The following is a 20,023-nucleotide window of genomic DNA, read 5'->3' on the forward strand; positions in this document are numbered from 1 at the left end:
CTATCTAGGCATTGATCTAATGCCTACCAAGGATTGGATCCCCACCATCAGAAATCCTAATCCAAGCAGCAGGTGAAATACCAAAAAGGGATAGGTATGGGAAACTGCGGACAAAATGGCTATGGATAGAAAGAGAATTCCAAATGATAATTCCAAATAGGTACTAATTGGAACTTGAAAACGATGATAGGCACTTTTTTGCAAAGCATGATCCCCTCCGACCAAATTGTACTTCGGTGTCCTGACAAAGGGGGACTTTTTCCCGGTCCAGGCTTCCCAAACCGCCTGGGAGTTGTGCAAAGCCAAGCCCATGGAAGCCGAAAGGAACAGAGGTAATTCCCAAGCAAAGCGGAGCAAACGCTTCGGAGAATGCCCAGAAAGACTGCTGTTGGCAAAGAAATAAACCATGGCTATGACGACAAATCCGAGCAGAAATACCGCTGCGGCACGAAAATATTGTACATCCAGTAAACCCTTATAGAACCCATACCAAATCGGAATGCTGCTGATTGCCGCAGTCAGTATCGCCACGAAAATCGCCGAATTGAGCAGATGGGCCATGGCATGAAGCTTCTTTCTCAAACTGTAGGGTTTTCGCAGGACCTCCCCCAAATGCTTGACCGCACATTCTGCCCCGCCTTTGGTCCAGCGGAACTGCTGGGATTTGATCGCAGGCATCACGGGCGGAAGTTCGGCAGGCGACTCGATATCCGGACGGTAGACAAATCGCCATCCCTTTTCCTGGGCCCTATAGCTCAGGTCCAAATCCTCCGTGAGTGTATCGTCATGCCAATTACCTGCGTCTAGAATGCAGCTTTTCCGCCAAATACCTCCCGTGCCATTGAAGTTGATGAAAGCGTTTTGGGCGTTACGGCCCATCTGTTCTACCGTGAAATGGGCATCGAGGGCAAAGGCCTGTAAGCGTGTAAGCACGGAATAACCTTCATTGAGGTGCGTCCAGCGGGTCTGTACCAAGCCGACTTGGGGGTCGGCAAAATGCCCCAATGTATTGTACAAAAACTCGGGGTCAGGTACAAAATCCGCGTCAAAGATCGCGATAAACTCCCCTTTTGCCCTCGCCAAACCTTCCCGAAGGGCACCCGCTTTGAAACCCTTCCGGTCTGTCCGGTGGATGTAGACAAATGGAAATCCCGGATACTCTTTGAGCTTTGATTGGATGATTTCTTGAGTCCTGTCGGTGCTGTCGTCTAATATTTGGATTTCCAATTTGTCCAGTGGGTAGTGGATTTTTGCCACGGATGCCAACAGTCTTTCGACCACGTACATTTCGTTGAAGACGGGTAATTGAACCGTAACAAAAGGTAACGAACGGCTTTCCTCACTGAGATGTGCGGGTTTTTCCTTATTGAATTTAAAAAAATGCCACAGCAGGTCCGCTTGTGCCAGCGCATAGGCAAACACAAACAGCATGGCTAGGAAGTAAATTCCCAATGAAACGTAAATAAATAGCATCAGGCGTTGAGGGTGATGGAATTGTTCCCGATCAAAATGGGCTTATCGTTGATTCTTCCTTCTTCATCGGCATTTTCGAGCTTGAGCACTCCCCTCGGGCAGACCGCACTGCATACCCCGCAGCCGACGCAGGAAGACCTCACAATGTTTTGTCCCCGCTGCGCGTACCAACGGACATCGATGCCCATTTCGCAATAGGTGGAGCAATTGCCGCAGGAAATACACTGTCCGCCATTGGTAGTAATCCGGAAGCGGGACTTGAAGCGCTGCACAATCCCCAAGTATGCGGCCAAAGGACAGCCAAATCTACACCAAACGCGGTTGCCCATCAAGGGGTAAAATCCAGTACCCACCACGCCGGCAAATGCGGAACCTATCGCGAATCCATAAATGCTGTGCAGTTGATTGGTAGCTTGGCCCAAGAGGGCAAACTCCGTAAAATAATTGGCGATCGTCAAACCGGTCATCAATACCGCAAACACCAATACTCCATGAATGAGGTACCGCTCTATTTTCCAAGCCTTGACGGACTTGTCAGAAAGCTGCCGATAAGGGTCGCCCAAGGTCTCCGCCAGTCCGCCACAGCCGCAGACCCAAGAACAATACCATCTTTTCCCAAAGAGATAAGTAAAAATAGGCACCCCCAACACGATGAGTATAATCCCCCAAATCAGCATGAACATACCCAAAGCCCCGGAATTGACCATGCCGTCGATGCGGTAATCGTAGAAAAAGGAGTAATCCAAAGGCCAGATATTTTTGAAATCATGCCAAGGCATGTTCATCAAGACCATGATTTCGGGTAAAAGAAAGGCAAAGGCCAATTGGAAAAACATGACCGAGACGGTGCGGATGGTTTGGTAGGCATTACCTCTGTACTTGCGAAACATCCGGATACCCATGACGATAATGGCCAACGTGTACACAAAACCGTACAAGAACCATTGGCTGGCGGGATTGCCGGAAAGTGCCATGCTGATCGGGTCCACCATCAGGACTAAGTTGGTCAGGTATTCTGGAAACCAATACAAAGCGATGTAAAACAAAATCAGCCAAGTACCAGTCAGTATCCCCAAAATTCCCCTGGATTTCATCGAAGAAAAGAAAATCCCGTCATGCTTGATCCCTTCGGGCTTGCCACGGTACATGGGCAGGATGTACATCAGCGCCCCGACAACTCCAAAAACCACCGAGATGAATAAATAGAAATGAGGATTTTGGCTTACAGGGCCAAGTGCGGAGGCCTTGGTCAAGGCGAATGCATAATTATCCCAAATGACCTTGTCCCATTGCTGATTGGCTTTCAGTGCGTCATTGTAGCCTCCGAATAGTCGGTTGAATTCAGCAATAAAGGCAAAGTTGGAGCTGAACTCCTGCCCGACCATAGGCGCCAGGACTTCCTCCATCACGCCGAGATGCTCGGTTTTCACGGTCGCCGCTAAGGTTTCCTTTTCCAGCTTGTAGCTACCAATGAAAGGCAGCACCGAAAACAGCAGCAAGCTGATTACAAAAATGACGATTCCGGCTTGTTGGAACTGCTTCATACCTTGGTACCGAATAAGTTTTGGAACAATGATTTCAGGGCGGGTTGCAGGGATTTCCCGTATTGCTCGTTGTAGGCAGCAAGGATATCTTTATGCGGGGAATCATGGAACTCGGGGTCAAAATTTGCTTTTTGCAAGTGCAAAAGGACCTTTTCCATCATCCATCCTTCGGCGATGGCCTTGTCGAAATAAGCATGCCGCAGCCGCCAGCCAAGCGCATTTACACCCTTGATTTTCTTATCGGATTTCCCAAAGACGATCCGAAAACACCTTTTCCCCTTGGTATCTTCCCAATAGAACCAATCCCAATCCGCGGGCAAAGCCGTAGGCACCGTCCCGTAGGTCTGGTACTCAATATCAAAAAACTTGGCGGAATTGAACCAAATCCCTGGTTTGTAGGGGACAGCTTTGCTATGGGTCAGGTTGTGGGCCAAGGTCTCTCCGTGCATACGCCCTGTGTACCAAACCTGCTCGATGTTTCTGCGATCAGGCGCCGGGGCTTGTTTGAATTCGGCACAATCACCGATGGCATAGACGTCGGGGATGTTGGTTTGGAAAAATTCATTGACCAATATCCCGCGGTTGGCACCCAGTTCGGAATTTTTAAGGAAGTCAATATTTGGACTGACGCCTACCGTCAAGCCTACGAATTGACAGTCGATCTTTTCTCCAGATTTTGTGCTGACAGCCTTTACCCGACCTGAACTGTCGCCAATGATCTCTCCCAATTCAGTACCGAGACGCAAGTCAATATGGTGCTCGCGGATATGCCTTCCAATGAGTTGGGCTTCTTCCTTCGGCAGGACGTTGTCCCAGAAGTTTTCTTCGCGCACGAGGAAGGTGACCTCGATTTTGCGGCTCGCCAGCATTTCGGCCATCTCGATGCCGATAAGTCCCCCGCCGACAATGACGGCATTTTTGATTCCTTGGGTATTCTGTTCCATCCGCTCCAAATCCTGCAGGGAATAAAGTCCCTGTACCCCTTGCAAATCCTGTCCCGGCCAGCCAAACTTATTGGGTTTGGAACCCGTCGCGAGGATCAAGACGTCGTAAGCGTCGGTGCCGCCATCACGGTATTCCACTTTCTTCCCCTGAAAATCAACCGTATCGACCCAAGCCCGCTTGAGTTTGATGCGGTTTTTCTCCCAAAATCCATCTTCATACGGCTTGGTATGGGCATATTTCATATGTCCCATGTAGATGTACATCAGGGCAGTTCGGGAAAAAAAATGGTCGGACTCGCCCGATACCACCAAAATCTCCCCGGCCGTATCCTTTTTGCGGATGTGGCGGGCGGTGGTGATGCCGGCGATGCCGTTGCCGATGATGATGATTTTGCGGTTATTCATTGAGCGCCCAATTGTATTCAAGATGGGAAATTTTCGCGTTCGGTTTGATTTTCACCTTTGAATATTGGTTGAGAAAATCGATCAAGGAGCCTTTTTTGGTGAAATCCTCCTGAAACCATGAGAAAATCTGGGAAATCTCGGCCTTGTCTGCGGCGATACGGTTGCGCTGGGGATCGTTGATAAACTGGCGGGCGACGCGTTCGAGTTGGCTTTCCAGTTTCTCCGGCACAAAAGCCTCATTCAGCAAAATCGGACAAGAAAAGGATGCGCAGTTGATCGCGAAATGTATCCTCGGTTCATCAAATTCCTTGCGAAGGATCTTATGCTCAATCTCATCCAAGGATGCTGGCTTTCCGCCGATTTTGAAGAACTCGATGTGCCAAACCGTATTGACAACAGGAATATTGACCTTGGGCTTGATGTCACGGATGCTTTTGACAGGGTAATGGTCGAGGATAAGCCTGACCGTAAAGGCATTGTAGGCATTGATCCAATAGGCTAATTGCTCCTGCTTGGACCATTTGCTGCGGTCTGGTGCGTTGTTGGAAAGTAGGTCCAGATAAGTCTGGAGTTTCTGCCTGTCTTGGATAAAGCCCTTGTAGGATACCTTTCCTGCGGGCGTTACATGCTTTTGGAGCAACTCCTGCCAAATCGCATGGCTTGGAGGTACCGAACCTTGCTGTCCCAAGTCGGAGGTGCCGCAGGAGAGGTTGAAAAGGAATAGGGCAAAAGTGAGAATGACTTTCATCGGAGGCAAAGCTTGGGATTTGCATTTCAATACGGAAGATATACGAAAAACTCCCAGGCTTTTGTCTTCAGGCGGACATTTTTGCGCCTATTTTCTGTAGGCGGAAACCTCACACCACAAGTAGCGAGTTACTTTTTTGGCGCACGATCAGGATAATCAGTGATGATGCCATCAACGCCCATATCGAGGAGTTTTTCCATCTGTTCGGTTGTATTGACAGTCCAGGGGATGACCTTCATGCCTTTTTGATGCAAAAAATCCACCGTCTCTTTCGTCAACATACCAAAGGCAGGCGAATAAATCTGCGGCACAAAGCCCAACTTATCGAGCTGCTGCTGTGGCGTACCTGCCGTTTCGATCAACATTGCCAGGGGAACATTCGAGTACTTCTCGTGGATGTATTGCAAGACTCGAAAATCAAAGGACTGGATATTGACCCGCTCCCAACCGATGGATTGGGCGATCTGCTGTACGACAAGGTCGGAAAATTCCGCTACCGTTGGATGGTAAATGCCATCTCCCTCGGGCGAACTTTTAATCTCGATATTGTAACGGGGTGCGGGAAGGTTCCTGTCTTTGGCATATTTTTCCGTCACGGCAATGACATCGGCCAACTTCGGCTTTGTCGCATGGAACTTGACCTGCTCCGGAAATCCACGGTGGGGTTTGGTTCCACAATCATATGCGAGGACTTCCGCATAGTCCATTTGAAAGATATTGTGCGATCTGTCGGCGTTGGGGATTTCCTTACCCTCCGAATCGAGACAAATGACTGGATTCATAAATGGCTCGTGGGAGAGAATCAACACCTTGTCCTTGGTCACTGCCAAATCCATTTCCAAGGTTGTGACACCCAAGTCCATGGCTTTGATCATGGCCGGAATCGTATTTTCAGGCATCAGGCCACGGCTGCCCCGGTGGCCCTGCAGGTCATATGAAAATTGAGCGTGAAGTGCCAAAGGAAAAAGAAAGATCAATAAACAGGAAATGGAAACCTTCATCGTTTTTTCCTCCAATTTAATTCAAAAACCAGAAGACTGAGGTTTCTGCAGGTTATTGTTTTGTGAAAAATCGAATATGCTGCGTTCGGAAATGCAGCATAGCGACTGGAATCACTTAACCACATCTGCATACAAATCAAACTCCGTGGCTTCAAAAACCTGGGCTTGGACAAAATCGCCGACACGGCAATAATGTTTGGACGCGTCAATGAGTACCTCATTGTCCACTTCTACGGAATCGTATTCGGTCCTACCGACAAAGTAACCCCCTTCTTTTTTATCGATCAGCACTTTGAAGGTCTTGCCGATTTTCTCCTGGTTGAGGTCGTAGGAGATTTGCTCCTGGATCTCCATGAGTTGGTTGGCACGCTGCTGCTTCACTTCATCTGGCGTGCTGTCCTCCATGGAATAGGCATGGGTATTTTCCTCGTGTGAATAGGTAAATACGCCCAAGCGCTCAAACTTCATCCGCTCGACAAAGTCTACCATCTCCCGAAATTCCTTTTCACCTTCGCCCGGATGCCCGGCAATCAGGGTGGTGCGAATCGCGATTTCGGGAATCATTTCCCGAATGGAATGGATCAACTCTTCCTGTTTTTCCCTCGTAGTACCGCGTCTCATGGCCTTAAGCACGTCCGTGGAACCGTGTTGAAGGGGAATGTCAAGGTAGTTGCAGATGTTGGAGCGCTCTTTCATTACTTGGATGACGTCCATGGGGAAGCCTGTCGGGAAGGCATAGTGCAAGCGAATCCAGTCAATACCCTCGACATCCGATAACCGCGCGAGGAGCTCGGCAAGGTTTCTCTTTTTGTACAGGTCCAAGCCATAATAAGTGGAGTCTTGGGCAATCAGCAGCAATTCCTTGGTGCCATTGGCGGCTTTGTGTTGGGCTTCACGGACAAGTTCCTCGATGGGGCGTGACACGTGGCCTCCCCGCATCAGCGGAATCGCGCAGAAAGAACAAGGCCGATCACAGCCTTCGGAAATCTTCATATAGGCATAGTGGGCCGAATGCGTCAACAAGCGCTCCCCTACCAATTCGTGTTTGTAGTCCGCCTTGAACTTCTTGAGCAAAGCCGGCAAATCCCGCGTACCAAAGTAGGCATCGACTTGGGGTATTTCCTTTTCCAAGTCGTCCTTGTAGCGCTGCGAAAGACATCCCGTAACGTACACCTTGTCCACCAATCCACGCTCCTTGGCATCGACGTATTGCAAAATCGTATCAATCGATTCTTGCTTCGCATTGTCAATAAAGCCACAGGTATTGATGATGACGATGTTATTGTCCTTGGATTTGGATTCGTGGAAGGCTTCGATGCCGTTGCCTTTCAATTGGGTCAACAGCACCTCGGAATCGACCAAGTTCTTGGAGCAACCCATCGTGATGATATTGACTTTGTCTTTCTTTAATGTTCTCGCTTTCACGCCATTTTGGAATTAGGCTGCAAAGGTAAGGGAAAAGGTTGGAAAGGTTAGGGATTTTGGATTTTGGGATATTTGGAGGATTTAAAAATTGGAAAATTGAAAGATTGGAAAATTGGGTGATAGTAATTGGTTATTGGGAAATAGTTACTCGTTTGCCCATCGGCTTCGGTCTGTGAAAATAGCTATGGGATTTTCCTAAAGCTTCACGTCTCGCATCTTGTATCTCAAGTCTCATATCTTATCTAACGCGATTGCATCCTGCGGCCACAAAAATTTCCCTAATGGGTTTGGAAAAATGAGGCGCGATAATTTACTTTGTATCTCAAAGTACTTTTGAAACATACTAAGCACTGCCACACTATGAAAAACCAAAGATTAAACATCATCATTTCGATCGTAGCCTTCCTGTTGCTGATACCGTTTTTGGCCATGCAGTTTACGGATGAGGTAAACTGGTCCCTGTTCGATTTTGCTGTGATGGGCATACTGCTTCTATCGACCGGAATCCTATTGGATTTGGTGCTTCGAAAAGTAAAAACCATTCAAAACAGATTGTTGGTGGGATTTGTAGTACTGTTGGCCTTTTTCCTCATTTGGGCGGAGTTGGCTGTAGGCATCTTTGGATCACCATTCGCAGGGTCCTGATAGGATGCAAAAAATGCGCTTATCAAGTGTTTGTTTGCAGCAAGTCCGGGAACGTTACGGAATCATTAAGCGGGGCGGAAAATGTTCGCTTTAACTTAAAATATCCTTAACGATTAATTTCCAAGTCCGGGATTCAATCTTTCTACTTTTGATCCCGTACAGCAAACGAACATTTTTTAATATCCTTGCAATGAATTTTTAGGCGACGATGTGAATCGTCGCCTTTGCTGTTTCTGGGACAGAGTGTATTGAGGGAATATGCTACTGTTTTCTACGCTTTTTATGTTCCGAGGGCGTCATTCCCGTAACCCTCTTGAACTGCGCCGAAAGATGCTGCACAGAGCTGTAATCCAGTTTCCAGGCAATTTCGCTCAGTGTAAGCTCTTCGTAGGAAAGCCATTCCTTCACCTTCATGATCTTTTGCTCGATAAAATAGCGCTCGAGCGTAATTCCCTCCATGCTGCTGAACAATTGGCTCAATGCGCTGTAATCCTCTCCCATCTCAGTCTTGATAAACTCCGAAAGCAAAAAACCCGACGGGATCTCTTCGCTGCTGAGCAGTACTGAAAGCAGGTTCTTGATTTTTTCAATCCGTTGGCTATCCCTGTCTTTGAGTACTTCGAATCCGAGGGCAAGCAGGCGCGATTCGAATGCCCTCATTGAAGGTTCAGTGATCGACTCAGCCAGTACAACTTTCCCCAGTTCGACCTTTTCGAACGGAATCGAAAGCTGGGAAAGTGTCGACTCCACTGCCATGATACAGCGTGGGCAAACCATATGTTTGATGCGGATTTCCTGCATAGTTTGTGTCTTGTTTTTTCTAAACCAATTTGCGGTATTCGAAAGTTCTCGCCAATGATTGGCATGAATCGATTTTCACATAATTTGGTGGAAAAATATAGGCCCAATGCACCCCATCATCACCAAAGACACCCCGATTACTTTTGACAGAAAACATTATGACGACCAAACCCTTCTCGCGCTCTACGAATCGCTGTTGATGCCCAGGAGGATAGAGGAGAAAATGTTGATTCTGCTGCGGCAAGGGAAGATTTCAAAGTGGTTTAGCGGTTGGGGACAGGAAGCGATATCAATTGGTGCGGTCAACGCACTGCAGGAGGACGAGTACATACTTCCGATGCACCGCAATTTGGGCATTTTCACGGGGCGCAAGCTTCCCTTGGACAAACTATTTGCCCAATTCCAGGGGAAAAAATCAGGCTTCACCAAAGGCCGTGACCGTTCTTTCCATTTCGGAACCAACGAACACCATATCGTCGGGATGATTTCCCATCTGGGTCCGCAGATGGCCATCGCGGATGGGATTGGATTGGCCTACAAACTGGCGGGAGAAAAGAAAGCCACGCTTGTGTTCACCGGTGATGGAGCGAGTTCCGAGGGGGATTTTCATGAAGGACTTAATGTCGCAGCAGTCTGGAAATTGCCTGTGATATTCGTGGTGGAACACAATGGCTATGGGCTCTCCACGCCCAGCGAGGAGCAATTTGCCTTTGAATATTTCACTGCCAAAGGTCCGGGCTACGGCATGGACACCGTTCGGGTGGATGGCAACAATGTCCTCGCCATGTACGATGCCATCAAAACCGTTGCTGAAGATATCAGGCAAAACCCAAGACCAGTCCTCGTCGAAGCCATCACATTCAGGATGCGTGGACATGAGGAAGCATCCGGCACCAAATACGTCCCGAAATCCCTGATGGAAACTTGGGCACTCAAAGATCCCGTCGAAAACTACGAAAGGTACTTGGAGGAAATAGGCGTTCTCAAAGCCGAAACCAAGGAAAAAATCAACAAGCGCATCAAGGATGCCATCAACAAGGGCATTGAAATCGCCTTTGGTGAAGCGGATATCGTGCCCGATACCGAGGAGGAATTGCGGGATATGTATGCGCTGTATGCCCAAGTACCCATCCTACCTGCCGGCTCCAACAAAACCGAAAAGCGCTTCATCGACGCCATTTCGGAGGGTTTGAAACAATCCATGGAACGCTACCCCAACCTCATCCTGATGGGGCAAGACATTGCAGAGTACGGCGGGGCGTTTAAGATTACGGACGGATTTGTTCAAAAATTTGGCAGAGAAAGGGTGCGCAATACGCCGCTTTGCGAAAGTGCCATCATCGGCGCGGCCCTGGGACTTTCAGTCAAGGGCTACAAGTCCATGGTCGAAATGCAGTTTGCCGATTTCGTCTCCGTCGGCTTCAACCAAATCGTCAACAACCTCGCAAAAATTCACTACCGCTGGGGGCAAAACGCCAACGTCGTCGTCCGAATGCCCACGGGTGCAGGCGTGGCTGCGGGACCATTCCATTCCCAATCCAACGAAGCCTGGTTTTTCCATACACCGGGCTTAAAAATCGTCTATCCTTCCAATCCCTACGATGCCAAAGGCCTGCTGAATGCAGCCATTGAGGATCCAAATCCCTACCTGTACTTTGAGCACAAGGCGCTTTACCGCTCGATTTCCGAATCCATTCCTGACGACTACTATACAATCGAAGTAGGCAAAGCCAAACTTGTCGCTGAGGGAAATTCGGTCAGCATCATTACGTATGGCATGGGTGTACATTGGGCGAAGGCGGCGATGGCAGAATTGGGTGCGGATGCGGATATCTTGGATTTGCGGACGCTTTTGCCTTGGGACCGGGAAGCAGTCGAAAAGACGGTACGTAAGACAGGAAAAGTCATTTTTCTCCAGGAGGATTGCCTCACCGGGGGAATTGGTGGGGAAATCATCGCTTGGATCTCCGAAAACTGCTTCGAATACCTCGACGCGCCGCTGATGCGGGAAGGTAGTCTGGATACGCCAGTTCCCTTTGCGCCGAACTTGGAAAAGAACTTCTTGCCCGTCAATCGGTTCAAAGAGAAGCTGAGGAGGTTGATGGAGTACTAGAGAGAGGTTATAAAGTTATTAGGTTACTAAGTTATTGGGTTATTGAGTAACTGGGCTATAGAGTTGGGACCTTGGGATATAGGCACGGATAAAGGATTGGGGATTTGTTGTTGTTTTGGAGGATTCTTTTGTAAATTTCAACTATGGATACCGAAGAAAAAATTTCCAAAGTCGAAGAGCCTTCATCGGAATATGGAGTCTATTCCTACGAAGATTACCTTTCCTGGAACATGGACGTGATGGTCGAGCTGATCAAGGGCAAGATTTTCAAGAAAGCCGCTGCCGCGCCGAGACGGAGGCATCAGGGTATTTCTGGAAATGTATTCTCAAGTTTTCACAGTTTTTTGAAGGGCAAGAAGTGCAAGGTTTACGAAGCTCCATTTGACGTGCGCTTGCCGGTCAAGTCCAGAAAAAATAAAGACATCCATACAGTAGTCCAACCTGATATTTGCGTTATCTGCGACCCTTCAAAATTGGATGATTTCGGTTGTATTGGTGCGCCAGATTTGATCATCGAAATTCTCTCTCCGGGCAACAATCAGCTCGAATTGACCCGTAAGTACGAAGTGTATCAAGAAAGCGGCGTTCGGGAATACTGGATTATCCATCCTGACGAACATACATTATTGGTGTACACCTTGGTGGATGGATTCTATCAGCCATCGCGACTGATGACCCACGGGGATGTGGTCAAATCTATCGCTGTTCCCGAATTTGAGTTGGAATTAGGGGAGGTATTCAGGGATTTGGATTAGCCTCAATTGACTTGCCTTAACCCGAAAATAAATCTGAACGTATATTGTAGCATGAAAACTTTTGTCATCGCCTTTCTTCTTTTCCTTTCAATTTCCCTCAACAGTTTTGGGCAATATTGGAATTTTGGATTCCATGGCAACGCGGCTTGGTCGGTCGGTGAGCTCAAGGAAAATGCAGGAAGCTTGGTTTTTCCCGAATTTGGCTTCTCGATAGGCTATCGCTTCCTTTCTCCCTTGGAAGTGGGCATCAACATCGGCTACGGCCTACACGGTACTAAGCTAGAAAAACGAAACGACCTATATCCCGGCTACACCGACGAAATGCGCATCCGACGCAATAACAATCTCGTCAGTTTGATGTCTTACATGCGTTACTACATCGAAAAAGGCCAGAAAGTGCATCCATTTTTCGAAGCCCAAATCGGTGCCAACCACTTTTACACACGCTATATCATCCGTGAATTCCAATTTGGCGAACCCATCGAAGAAGGACGTGATTACTCGGATTGGGTGATGTCCTATCGCTTTGGAGGCGGTATCAAAATGCCCTTCAAAAACCCTGAAAGCGGGCATTGGGAGCTCAAACTGCTTTATCATGACACTGGCTCGGTCGAATTTCTCCGCAAACAGGACACGCAATACCGACCCGACTTGGGCGACGGACAATTCATCTACACTCCAGTCAGGAGCACCATCAACCTGCTACATGCAGGCATCGGGGTGGTTTTCAACGCCTGGTAGGAAATCGGGCGGACCTGAAGTCTAGACTGAAAAACTACCAACAACAGCTTACGTTATCGCACGGAATCCTTATTTTTAAAGTATGGAAACAAAGGATGAAGAAAACGTAGTGAATGAGCCATTTTCGGCATACGGAACCCATTCCTATGCGGATTACCTGACTTGGGACATCGACTACATGGTCGAGCTGATCAAAGGGAAAGTGTTCAAGCAGGCGGCAGCTGCTCCGAGTCGAATCCATCAGGAGATTGCCGGATTGATGATTACAGGGCTTACAAATCACCTCAAAGGTAAAAGGTGCAAGGCTTATATCGCACCATTCGATGTACGGCTACCCGTCAGGTCGAAAAAAAACGAGGACATCTTCACCGTGGTACAGCCGGATATCTGTGTGGTCTGCGATCCTTCCAAGCTGGACGAGATGGGCTGTGTCGGGGCACCCGATTTGATCATGGAAATACTGTCTCCCGGCAGCAACAGCAAAGAGCTCAAAAACAAGTACGAGGTCTATGAGGAAAGCGGAGTCAATGAATATTGGATCATCCATCCTTCGGAAAAAACGCTGTTGATCTACACTTTGATAGACAAAAAATACGTGCCTTCTAGGCTTTTTACCTTAGGCGACAAAGTAAAATCCAAAGCCATCAACGGCTTCGAAATGGACTTGGATGAGGTTTTTGGGGATTTAGGGGACTAGGGTAGGCATTTTCTAATCGATTAAACCGAAAACCACTCCTTCACATGGCATTAAATTTGGCAAAAAGAAACTCCCAACCCTGTTTTGGTAGGGAGCACCTTAGTTCAAAACAAAAGGCTTAAGGCAAATTCCCATTACCGGTGCTGGCAAAGGTATCCTTGCAAATGCAACTTCCGTCTCCTCCCAGCGCAGGCGCATTCCTGTTGGAATTTTTTCACCATAATGCGACCTAAGCTGTTTGATGGTCTCGTTGTCCTTTACCGATAGACTGACTTTGGCTAGACCTTGGGTGATAATCCCCAATTCCTCCGCGGCACCACGCGATAGATCAATGATCCGTTTTGAATTTTGAGGCAGACGGTCATTGATCTTTACCCAAAGGGACTTTCCATTTTGGTGAAGCGTCACCTGGACCATCGTCCCGAATGGCAGGTTTTTGTGGGCAGCGGTCATCTCTTCCATGCGGAATATTTCACCGCTGGAAGTCTTTCGCAGGTGGAATTTCTTCCCATAATAACTCGCCGTCCCCTCTTGGATGGTCAGGAACTCTTCCAGTTCCTTGGGCTTGACTTGGGCTCCGAAGAGGGCCGGCATCAAGCACAACAAGGTGACCACCATGTATTTTCCAACTTTCATGTGGCTGCTTTTGGCAATTTATGTGCCAATTTACGACAAAGCCCCCGCGAGGGTTTGCAGCCCTGCCTTTCCTTGAATATCTTAGGTGATATTTTGGGAAGGATTTCCCTGACTGTCCACAGTATAAAAACATGATCAAAATACTCCATACAGCCGACTGGCACCTGGGCAAGCGGCTCCAGGAATTTCCAAGAATCGAGGAACAAAAAGCCGTTCTTGCGGAAATTGTCGCCATAGCCGACGCCGAAGAAGTGGACCTCGTGCTCCTTGCCGGAGACATCTTCGACAGCTTCAATCCGAGCCATGAAGCCGTCGAGTTGCTATTCAAAACCCTCAAAAAACTTTCCCGAAATGGTACACGGCCTGTTATCGCGATTTCGGGAAACCATGACAGCACCCAATTGATCGAGGCCCCGGATCCGTTGGCGCGGGAGTTTGGCATCCTCTTCTACAGCAGGTACGATTCTGAGATTCCCACCGGCCAGTTGGACTCGGGTATTCAGATCAGCCGTTCGGAGCCGGGCTTTGTGGAGATTGTACTTCCCAAGTTTCAATATCCAATCCGGGTCGTTTTGGCACCATATGCCAACGAAGTCCTGCTCAAGACGTATTTGGGTGAGGCTGACCGCGAGAAAGAGTTCCGGGGGCTTTTGGCCGACAAATGGCAACACCTGGCAGACAAGTATTGTGATGGGCACGGCGTCAACCTGTTTGTTGGCCATTTCTTTTTTGTCCAAAAAGGTCAGCCCATCGAAATGGAACCGGAGTCCGAGCGGCCTATTCTCCACGTCGGCGGGACACAGGCGCTGTTTACCCAAAATATTCCCCTACAAATACAGTACGCGGCCCTTGGCCACCTCCACCGATACCATGCCGTGACCGAAGAACCTTGTCCAGTGATGTACGCCTCCTCGCCCCTCGCCTATTCCTTCAGCGAAGCAGACCAGCAAAAGCGGGTGGTCATCGTGGAACTCTCGCCCAATGAACCCGCTGTCTTCAAACCGATTGGCCTGAACAGCGGACGGCCGCTTTACCGCAAAACCTTCGACAACCTCGAATCAACGATCCAATGGCTGGAAGAGAATCCCTATTGCTTTGTCGATTTGACCTATGTCACCGAATTCGCCATAGACGCAACCGTCCGCAAAGCCATCATGAAAGCCCATGACGGCATTGTCAACCTGATTCCCCAAATCAAAAACCCACAAGGCGGGGCGGAATTGAGTCTGAAGGTAGAAGATTTGCAAAGGGACATGATTACCCTGTTTGGGATGTATTACCAAAGCGAAAGAGGGCATGAGCCTAGTCCGGAATTGATCGGGATTTTCAAAGAAGTCATCAGCCAAGAATAAGAAATCTCCAAGATTTTAGACCTATCAGGTTTTGGAAACCTGACAGGTCTAATTTCAAAACCATAGATAAATCATGATCCCAGTAAAACTCGAGATAGAAGGCCTTTATTCCTACAAGGAAAAGCAGACCGTGGACTTTGGGCAGCTGACGGCAGCGGGGTTGTTCGGGATTTTTGGCGCCGTCGGGAGCGGAAAATCATCCATTCTCGAAGCGATTTTACTTGCGCTATACGGCAGCACGGAGCGGCTTTCAGACCGAGGCGAAAAGAGCAGCATGCTCAACCTGCAGCGGGACAATCTGTTGATCCAGTTTGAATTCCTCTCCGGAAAAAACAACGGAAAACGCTACCTGGCACGCTATGCAGCCAAGCGCAATCCCAAAAACCCGGAAGAAATACGGCCCGCCGAACATTCTTTCTATTTGAAATCGGAATCAGAATTATTGCCGCTCGATCTCGCTGCAGAGGAGATCGTGGGCATGAAAAAGGAACATTTCAAACAGACCGTGATTATTCCCCAAGGAAAATTCAGGGAGTTTATCGACCTCACACCCGGACCCAGGGCGGAGATGATGAAGGAACTCTTTGGACTCGAGCGGTTTGACCTATCCGCACCCACCAGCCATTTGCTCAAACAGGCGCGAGAGGAAAAAATTCGGCTGGAAACCAGGTTGGCGGGACTGGAGGGTATCAGCCGGGAAAACCTGTTGGTAAAGCAAACCCTCCTGCATGAAATCGGCGAACAAGAAAAGGACCTTCACGCTGCCTTTCAGACAACTGAAACGGCATTTAGGCTCCAAGAAATCCTTCGCACCAAGCACCTTCAATTGACAGATTTGACGAGTGAATGGGAACTACTTGATCAGAAAAGACCCGAAATCGAGGAGAAAAAACGGCTTTGGAAGGACTTTCTTCGAGCAAAAACCCACCTCAAGCCTGTTTGGGAACAGCGGGAAGAAGCCAAGATCGATCTGGAAAAATACCGGGTAAGTGCCAAGAACTGTGCGGACTTCAAGGAATCCTATGCTACGGAGGTAGAAAAACTGGAATCTGAGGAAAAGGAATTGAAGAAAAAGGCAGACGAAAGACCCCAACGGGAAGCCAAAATCCGGGACCTGAAAAAGGTCATCGAAGTCCAACAGTTGTCAGTAGACTTAAAGAATGCGGAAAAACAGGTCGAAACCCTCAATCCCCATATCGAATCCCTCAGGACCTCGCAAAAGGAAACCGAGAAATCCGTCAAGGAAAAGGAAACCGATATCGAAAGCATTCGGCTTCCAACCACAGATGAAATCGCAGAATTGAAAGCGGCTGCAAAGGACTGGACCAACCTTGAGGCGAAGGAATCAAAGTTGGCAGAGGAACTGCTTCAGCTGCATCGAACCTCGCAGGAGTTGGAGGCGTCGATATCCTCCATCCAAAACCAAGTGCCGGCTGCATTTGCGAGTCTTTCCGACTGGATAGAACAACAAAAACTGGAGATCCAATCCCTTGAGGCGAGCAGGGAAATTCTTCTGAGCAAAACAGGCCTAGCAGCGCACGTCCATCTCCTCGTGGACGGGGAAGCCTGTCCACTTTGCGGAGCGATGGAACATCCCAACCCGCTTACTTTTGGCGAGGAAAAAACCAAACTTGAAGAAATCGCAGCGAAAATCGAAGCCGCAAAATCTACCTTGGATGCTGCGACCAATTTATCGCAACAACTATCCGGACAAAAAATCAGGCAGGAAAACCACCTTCAAAACCGCGCCGCGAAGGAAAAAGACCTAGCGGATATCAAGCTTCAACTCCAAACCCTGATCGAGAAGCTTCGCGGGAAGCATATTCACTCCAAGGAATCTTTGACAACACTGATCAAAGAAACTGACTTCTCCTACACGCGGAAAGAAAATCTCACGCAAGAAGTAAGAAGGTTCAGAAAAGCACTTGAGGAGGGAAAAGCACTTTTGGAAAAAGAGGAGCTGCAACTCCGCGCCGCGGAACAAGCACAACTGCGACTCCTCAGTACAATTTCCGCGAAAAAGGAGGAAATCAAGGATCCTGCTTTTGCCAAATCATTCATGGCAAAAGGAACTGCCGAGATCGAAAATATGATTCTCAATGTCCAAAAAGATATCGATTTCACCAACCAACACTTGGAGGGAAAGCGAAAAGTCCTTCAGGAAACACGGGCAAAGCAAGCAACAAACTTAGCAAACCTTGACACCTTCAATTCGCTCGTTGAAGCCACGGACAAAAAAATCCGAGACCTGCAAGTCCAGTTCGAAGCACTGAAAAAAGAACACGGATTCGAAGACGAAAAGTCTTTAGTGACTCTTTTCCAGCATTCCCTCGATGCGGAAAAGGTAGACTTGGAAATCCGTAAGTTCGAGGACAAAAGCATGTTGATTGCCAGCAAGATTCGAGAACTGAAGTCCGAAAAAGGCGTCTCCGAGTACGATGAGGCCCGATTCCTGAACCTCCGTTCGCAGCTTGAAGACCACAAAGACCGAATGGATGCCGTCCGAAAAGACATGACGCTGCTCGAACAGGAAATCCAGTCCATGCGGTCAAAGATGCTGGAAAAAGCGAAAATCGAAGCAGAGTACGGGCTACTCGACCAACGGGAAAACCATCTGAAAGAACTGGATAGGCTCTTCAAGGGAAGCGGCTTTGTCAAATATGTGAGCAGCATCTATCTCAAAGAATTCTGCCATACAGCCAACAAGCGCTTTATGAGCCTGACCAAAAACCGTCTCAGTCTCGAAATCGACGATTCCAATACATTTTTTGTACGGGATTATCTGAATGGAGGGAAACTTCGCCTCCTCAAAACCCTCTCCGGCGGACAGACTTTTCAGGCTTCCCTTTGCCTCGCATTGGCTTTGGCCGAAAAAGTGAAATCGCTCAATCAAGCTGACCAGTCTTTCTTCTTTTTGGATGAGGGATTTGGTTCACTGGACAAGGATTCACTGAGGGTGGTGTTTGAGACACTCAAATCACTCCGCCACGAAAACCGTATTGTCGGGATCATTTCCCATGTCGAAGAACTGCAGCAGGAAGTCGGGGTGTATGCCAAAGTCCACCTGGATCCCGAATTGGGCAGTCAGGTGGGGTATTCGTTTTGAGAGGTGAGATAAGGAGGAAAAACAGAAATCAAAGTATTGAGTAAATTTACTCAATATGTTGAGTAATTTTTTTAATTTGAAACAAATTGTTGTAAATCAATTATTTACAACAAGGTATTTGGGAGATCAAATAAAAAAAGACAGCCGAAATGACTGTCTTTTCTAGAATAAATCGATCGCATCTATTTCTAAAAACTCCTGCCAAGGGATGCCGTTTGCTCCGACGAGGAGAACCTTGTGTGGCTGGAATTTTTCCTTGAAAACCGCTAGTCCCGAGGTATTCCCTCCATGTCCGGATTTCACTTCAATCCCTATGGCTTTGCCTTTGTATTCCAAAACAAAATCCACCTCATCATTCACTTCTTTCCAATAGGATAGGGACAACCTCTTGTCTCTGAAAGTCTGATTGAGCAGGTGGGCCCCAACGGCTGATTCCACCCACCGTCCCCAAACGCTAGGTTGCTGCAAAAGCGTCTCTAAACTTTCTCCCGAAACCCCGGACATGATCGCTGTATTGTGGACCTGGAACTTTGGGCTGGAAGAACGCTTCCGGACCATATTGGGACTGTATTTCTCCAATCCCCCCAGCAGGCCGGCATCGTTGAGTAGATTCAAATAGTTGGCCAGCGTAGTGGTGTTACCGGCGTCCGAAAGTTGCCCCATGATTTTGGTAAAACTCAAAATCTGTCCCGAATAGGAAGCGCCAAGTTCAAAAAGCCGCTTCATCAGGGCGGGCTTGTCCACCCTTGTGAGCATCAGGATATCCTTGGAAATGCTCGTTTCCAACAAAGAATCCCGGATATAGCTTTTCCACCGCTCTTCGTCCGATTTCAAAGTAATCGCACCCGGATAGCCTCCAAACCATACGAATTCCTCCGGGCTGAGGCCAAATGCCTCCCTCATTTCCCTAAGCGACCAATGCCCCAAGTAAGTCGCCTCAAACCTCCCGGCGAGGGATTCTGTCAGCCCTTGCTGCAGCATCAGTCGTGAAGATCCCAGCAGGACGAGACGAATATCCCGCCCATCTGCAGTATCCTTATCCCACTGGGCTTTGACCTGCTCGCTCCAGTTGTCGATCTTCTGTACTTCGTCGATCACCAACAAATAAGGCTTATCGGAATCCTGGGATTGCCTGATTCTGGCTGCTTCCCATTGTTGGGCAATCCAAGCTTGGTCACCTGCCGGCACGGCATCGGCAGCTACAAGCTGTGAAGGGTAATCCAATTCGGCCATGACTTGCCTGACCAAAGTAGTTTTGCCAATTTGCCTTGGTCCATACAACACTTGGATAAACCGTCTCGGTTCATCCTTCAACCTCCCCAGAAGTATGCTTTTATCAGCGCGATAATAGGCCATCGTATTGATTTTTAATGTATTACAAATTTACACGATTTATTGAGTAATTTTACTCAATATATTGAGTAATTTTTTTTTAAACGTTTTAAATATCTGTTTTTCAATATTTTAAACTAATTTTTTGAAAAAACTCAAGGCGAGAAAGCATTAGAACCTGAATTGAGCAGATAATCCCAAAGTGAAAACTCCATCCTGCATTGGCGCCTTTCATGGATGTTAATAAAACCATAATCAAGCATTTTGAAGGAGATGCCTTCGCCCTCTGTATCTTGGTCTTTATT

The 20,023-nt window shown here is 48.1% G+C and carries 16 protein-coding genes; 7 read left to right on the plus strand and 9 right to left on the minus strand.

From position 1 onward, the window contains the following. From L0U89_RS03575 to rimO, 6 genes are all read right to left on the minus strand, one after another. On the minus strand, positions 1-1,473 hold the full coding sequence (locus L0U89_RS03575) for a cellulose synthase family protein (protein ID WP_234860264.1): 1,473 nt from the start codon (positions 1,471-1,473) through the stop codon (positions 1-3). Then, positions 1,473-3,017 (minus strand): 4Fe-4S binding protein, encoded by a 1,545-nt coding sequence (locus L0U89_RS03580; protein WP_234860265.1) that lies wholly within the window; start codon positions 3,015-3,017, stop codon positions 1,473-1,475. The genes L0U89_RS03575 and L0U89_RS03580 overlap by 1 nt, the downstream gene beginning before the upstream one ends. Next, a complete protein-coding gene (locus tag L0U89_RS03585) occupies positions 3,014-4,366 on the minus strand; it encodes an NAD(P)/FAD-dependent oxidoreductase (protein ID WP_234860266.1) in 1,353 nt (450 codons plus the stop codon). The genes L0U89_RS03580 and L0U89_RS03585 overlap by 4 nt, the downstream gene beginning before the upstream one ends. Further along, on the minus strand, positions 4,359-5,114 hold the full coding sequence (locus tag L0U89_RS03590; RefSeq protein ID WP_234860267.1) for a DUF547 domain-containing protein: 756 nt from the start codon (positions 5,112-5,114) through the stop codon (positions 4,359-4,361). Before L0U89_RS03590 ends, L0U89_RS03585 begins: the two co-directional genes overlap by 8 nt. Positions 5,115-5,242: 128 nt before the next feature. Further along, positions 5,243-6,115 carry a glycerophosphodiester phosphodiesterase gene (locus tag L0U89_RS03595; protein WP_234860269.1) on the minus strand — a complete coding sequence of 291 codons (873 nt, stop codon included), beginning with the start codon at positions 6,113-6,115 and terminating at the stop codon, positions 5,243-5,245. Positions 6,116-6,226: 111 nt separating this feature from the next. Further along, positions 6,227-7,540, minus strand: a complete 1,314-nt coding sequence (gene rimO, locus L0U89_RS03600; RefSeq protein WP_234860271.1) for a 30S ribosomal protein S12 methylthiotransferase RimO — start codon at positions 7,538-7,540, stop codon at positions 6,227-6,229. Between the two features lie 360 nt (positions 7,541-7,900). Between rimO and L0U89_RS03605 the strand changes: the two genes are divergently transcribed. Beyond that, a complete protein-coding gene (locus L0U89_RS03605; protein ID WP_234860272.1) occupies positions 7,901-8,185 on the plus strand; it encodes a hypothetical protein in 285 nt (94 codons plus the stop codon). Positions 8,186-8,446: 261 nt separating this feature from the next. On the opposite strand, the gene L0U89_RS03610 is transcribed toward L0U89_RS03605, so the two are convergent. Further along, the gene (locus L0U89_RS03610; RefSeq protein ID WP_234860273.1) at positions 8,447-8,986 is read right to left on the minus strand and encodes a helix-turn-helix domain-containing protein; all 540 of its coding nucleotides are present in this window, start codon (positions 8,984-8,986) and stop codon (positions 8,447-8,449) included. A 106-nt stretch (positions 8,987-9,092) separates the two neighbouring features. On the opposite strand from L0U89_RS03610, the gene L0U89_RS03615 reads away from it, so the two are divergent. The 4 genes from L0U89_RS03615 (at position 9,093) to L0U89_RS03630 (ending at position 13,292) form a co-directional block, all read left to right on the plus strand. Then, positions 9,093-11,099 carry an alpha-ketoacid dehydrogenase subunit alpha/beta gene (locus L0U89_RS03615; protein ID WP_234860274.1) on the plus strand — a complete coding sequence of 669 codons (2,007 nt, stop codon included), beginning with the start codon at positions 9,093-9,095 and terminating at the stop codon, positions 11,097-11,099. 143 nt (positions 11,100-11,242) lie between these two features. Continuing rightward, positions 11,243-11,854 carry a Uma2 family endonuclease gene (locus L0U89_RS03620; RefSeq protein WP_234860275.1) on the plus strand — a complete coding sequence of 204 codons (612 nt, stop codon included), beginning with the start codon at positions 11,243-11,245 and terminating at the stop codon, positions 11,852-11,854. 51 nt (positions 11,855-11,905) lie between these two features. After that, positions 11,906-12,595, plus strand: a complete 690-nt coding sequence (locus tag L0U89_RS03625) for a hypothetical protein (RefSeq protein ID WP_234860276.1) — start codon at positions 11,906-11,908, stop codon at positions 12,593-12,595. 82 nt (positions 12,596-12,677) lie between these two features. Then, complete coding sequence (locus L0U89_RS03630) at positions 12,678-13,292, plus strand: Uma2 family endonuclease (protein ID WP_234860277.1); 615 nt, start codon at positions 12,678-12,680, stop codon at positions 13,290-13,292. A 99-nt stretch (positions 13,293-13,391) separates the two neighbouring features. On the opposite strand, the gene L0U89_RS03635 is transcribed toward L0U89_RS03630, so the two are convergent. After that, the gene (locus tag L0U89_RS03635; RefSeq protein WP_234860278.1) at positions 13,392-13,928 is read right to left on the minus strand and encodes a septal ring lytic transglycosylase RlpA family protein; all 537 of its coding nucleotides are present in this window, start codon (positions 13,926-13,928) and stop codon (positions 13,392-13,394) included. 131 nt (positions 13,929-14,059) lie between these two features. Between L0U89_RS03635 and L0U89_RS03640 the strand changes: the two genes are divergently transcribed. Both L0U89_RS03640 and L0U89_RS03645 read left to right on the plus strand, forming a co-directional pair. Beyond that, the gene (locus tag L0U89_RS03640; RefSeq protein ID WP_234860279.1) at positions 14,060-15,280 is read left to right on the plus strand and encodes a metallophosphoesterase family protein; all 1,221 of its coding nucleotides are present in this window, start codon (positions 14,060-14,062) and stop codon (positions 15,278-15,280) included. 73 nt (positions 15,281-15,353) lie between these two features. After that, positions 15,354-18,386 (plus strand): SbcC/MukB-like Walker B domain-containing protein, encoded by a 3,033-nt coding sequence (locus L0U89_RS03645; protein WP_234860280.1) that lies wholly within the window; start codon positions 15,354-15,356, stop codon positions 18,384-18,386. 162 nt (positions 18,387-18,548) lie between these two features. On the opposite strand, the gene L0U89_RS03650 is transcribed toward L0U89_RS03645, so the two are convergent. Then, positions 18,549-19,742: an ATP-binding protein gene (locus L0U89_RS03650; RefSeq protein WP_234860281.1), complete on the minus strand. Its 1,194-nt coding sequence runs from the start codon at positions 19,740-19,742 to the stop codon at positions 18,549-18,551. Positions 19,743-20,023: the final 281 nt, after the last annotated feature.

Origin of the sequence: Mariniradius sediminis, from assembly GCF_021491425.1 — a bacterium.
In the GTDB taxonomy this organism is placed as follows: Bacteria; Bacteroidota; Bacteroidia; order Cytophagales; family Cyclobacteriaceae; genus Mariniradius; species Mariniradius saccharolyticus.

Bases quoted from the DNA above. Each gene is read 5' to 3' on its own strand.
- L0U89_RS03645 (WP_234860280.1), top strand. From the start codon at position 15,354: ATGATCCCAGTAAAACTCGAGATAGAAGGCCTTTATTCCTACAAGGAA.
- L0U89_RS03615 (WP_234860274.1), top strand. From the start codon at position 9,093: ATGCACCCCATCATCACCAAAGACACCCCGATTACTTTTGACAGAAAA.
- L0U89_RS03585 (WP_234860266.1), bottom strand. From the start codon at position 4,366: ATGAATAACCGCAAAATCATCATCATCGGCAACGGCATCGCCGGCATC.
- L0U89_RS03650 (WP_234860281.1), bottom strand. From the start codon at position 19,742: ATGGCCTATTATCGCGCTGATAAAAGCATACTTCTGGGGAGGTTGAAG.
- L0U89_RS03620 (WP_234860275.1), top strand. From the start codon at position 11,243: ATGGATACCGAAGAAAAAATTTCCAAAGTCGAAGAGCCTTCATCGGAA.
- L0U89_RS03640 (WP_234860279.1), top strand. From the start codon at position 14,060: ATGATCAAAATACTCCATACAGCCGACTGGCACCTGGGCAAGCGGCTC.
- L0U89_RS03605 (WP_234860272.1), top strand. From the start codon at position 7,901: ATGAAAAACCAAAGATTAAACATCATCATTTCGATCGTAGCCTTCCTG.
- L0U89_RS03625 (WP_234860276.1), top strand. From the start codon at position 11,906: ATGAAAACTTTTGTCATCGCCTTTCTTCTTTTCCTTTCAATTTCCCTC.
- L0U89_RS03575 (WP_234860264.1), bottom strand. From the start codon at position 1,473: ATGCTATTTATTTACGTTTCATTGGGAATTTACTTCCTAGCCATGCTG.
- L0U89_RS03630 (WP_234860277.1), top strand. From the start codon at position 12,678: ATGGAAACAAAGGATGAAGAAAACGTAGTGAATGAGCCATTTTCGGCA.
- L0U89_RS03595 (WP_234860269.1), bottom strand. From the start codon at position 6,115: ATGAAGGTTTCCATTTCCTGTTTATTGATCTTTCTTTTTCCTTTGGCA.
- L0U89_RS03580 (WP_234860265.1), bottom strand. From the start codon at position 3,017: ATGAAGCAGTTCCAACAAGCCGGAATCGTCATTTTTGTAATCAGCTTG.
- L0U89_RS03590 (WP_234860267.1), bottom strand. From the start codon at position 5,114: ATGAAAGTCATTCTCACTTTTGCCCTATTCCTTTTCAACCTCTCCTGC.
- L0U89_RS03610 (WP_234860273.1), bottom strand. From the start codon at position 8,986: ATGCAGGAAATCCGCATCAAACATATGGTTTGCCCACGCTGTATCATG.
- L0U89_RS03635 (WP_234860278.1), bottom strand. From the start codon at position 13,928: ATGAAAGTTGGAAAATACATGGTGGTCACCTTGTTGTGCTTGATGCCG.